This is a genomic window from Streptomyces sp. SID14478 (genome assembly GCF_010548525.1).
GTDB lineage: Bacteria > Actinomycetota > Actinomycetes > Streptomycetales > Streptomycetaceae > Streptomyces.
On record NZ_JAAGMG010000402.1, the window covers coordinates 1 to 2,090 of the forward strand.

General features: G+C 71.5%; 1 protein-coding gene and 2 pseudogenes. All 3 read right to left on the reverse strand.

The features are described 5' to 3' along the window. Positions 1–186: pseudogene (locus G3I40_RS47105) on the reverse strand (LytR family transcriptional regulator); the annotation flags it as partial. A 261-nt stretch (positions 187–447) separates the two neighbouring features. Next, a complete protein-coding gene (locus G3I40_RS13275) occupies positions 448–1,764 on the reverse strand; it encodes an LCP family protein (RefSeq protein WP_343244918.1) in 1,317 nt (438 codons plus the stop codon). 124 nt (positions 1,765–1,888) lie between these two features. After that, positions 1,889–2,090 (reverse strand): annotated as a pseudogene (locus tag G3I40_RS13280) (TIGR03089 family protein); the annotation flags it as partial.

Sequence of the window (2,090 nt, forward strand, 5' to 3'; positions counted from 1 at the left end):
GTCCCGGCGCTCGCGCGGCTGCTCCCGTCCGCCGCCGCCGCGCGGAGCGGTCCGGCGGGGACCGGGCACCGACGACTGCCCTGAGGAAGGGTTCAGTCGCAGTTCGTAATCACCAGTTTGGGGGTTGAGCACCCACTGGTCTGCGGGGTCGATGTTCTCAGCCCGCCCACGGCCTTGCGCGTCCACGGTTGTTTACGTCCTCCGTCGGGGCCACGCGGCGCCCCACCCCCCTCAAAGGGGGCGCCCGGTCAAGTCGGTAAGCAGTGCGCGACCTCGCCTGGGACAGCATGGCCGGGTGCACCGGATCGCTCACACTATCCGCCCAGTTCAGCGTCGAGCGACGGCGGTGACAAATTCCACTCCCCTACAACCGGGCAATCCGGTCCATTTCCTTGAACCTGTGTGCCTGTTGATGACTTCCGCTTTACCGAGAGGCTGTTGAGGCGCTCAGCCGCACGCGTCCTGCCGCGCGGTGTTGCCGCGGAAGGTGGGCGCGGGGGAGGGCGTGGGGGACGCCGAAGGCCCCGCCCCGGGCTTCCCGTCCTCCCACTCGCCGTCGTCCTCCGCGGAGTCCTCGCCGTCGTACCCGCCCTCGGAGCCGGCGTCCTCGTACGTGTCGCCTTCTTCCGACATGCCGGAATTCTCGCTCTCGGCCCGCACGTCGGCGGGGGTCTCCTTGGAGACGACGAGCGGGGCGTCGGTGCGCAGCCGCGTGAACAGCCGGTCGGCGGCGGGCTGCACGAGCTGGTCGCGGTTGGCGTTGTAGACGTACGCCTGCCGCGGCACCGTCAGGAACTGGATGCGGTCCGCGGTGATGTGGCGCATCCCGCGCACGAGGTCGTACAGGCCGCGCAGGCTCGCCAGGCCCGGGTCGGTGGTCAGCGAGGAGGTGGCGGCGTCGAGCACCGGATAGAGCTTCGTCGGGTTCAGCAGCACGCCGTTGCTCTGCACCTTCTCCACGAGCGCGCCCAGGAACCGCTGCTGGCGGTCCATCCGATCGGTGTCGCTGCCGTTGCCGAGGCTCTTGCGGGTGCGTACGTAGCCGAGGGCCTGCTCGCCGTTGAGGTTGTGCCGGCCCGCGGCCAGCTTCAGGTGCGAGTCGGCGTCGTCGATCGGCTTGTCCAGGCAGACCTCGACGCCGTCGACGGCGTCGACCATGTCCTTGAACCCCTGGAAGTCGACGACCATGTGGTGGTCGATCCGGATCCCGGTCAGCTTCTCGACCGTACGGATCGTGCAGGCCGAACCGCCCACCTCGAAGGCGTAGTTGAACATCGCGAACATCGGCTCGATGCGGCTGCCGTCCGGCTTGCCGCAGGCCGGGACGTCGACCATCAGGTCGCGGGGGAACGAGACGGCCGTCGCGCTCTTCCGGTCCGCCGCGACGTGCAGCAGGATCGTGGTGTCCGAGCGCTCGGTGCCGTCGTTGCGGCCGTACTTGTCGTTCGCCCCGGCCCGTGAGTCGGACCCGATGAGCAGCAGGTTCTGCGCCCCGTCGACCAGGACGGTGGGCCGGTCCTTCTCGTAGCGGGCGAGCTCCTCGGCGGCGGCCTCGTCCTGCGTGATGTTCCCGTTGAGCCGCTGGTACGCGACCCAGCCCGCACCGCCCGCCACGAGTACGAGCAGAGCCGCGCCGATCGCCGTGTACCGCAGCCATCTCCGGCGCCGCCGCACGCGCCCCGCGCCGGTCGGCGAGGAACCGCCGCCGGGCCCGAGCGGCACACCGCCGTCGCCCTGCGGAGGCGTGGCTGCGGAGTCGGTCACGAGTGGGTCCCCCTCATGGCGTAGCAGAAGACAGGGCAGTCGTGCGGTCACGAATGCGTCTCTACGACCATGGACCCCGCGGCGGCGCGGGGCTGGGGGAGCGGGGCCGAACGGGGGACCCGCGTCAGCGCGCGGTGGCGGTGACCCGCTCGCTCTCGACCCGCTTGGCCAGGCCCTCCTCGTCGAGCCGGTCGAGGTGGCGGCACAGCACCACGGAGCCGCCGCTCGCCAGCGGTGCGAGCAGCCCCGCGCTCAGCCCGCGCCAGGTGTCGTAGCCGAGCCCGGACAGCAGCCGCGAGCCGGGGCCGGTCAGGCCGAGCCCCGGG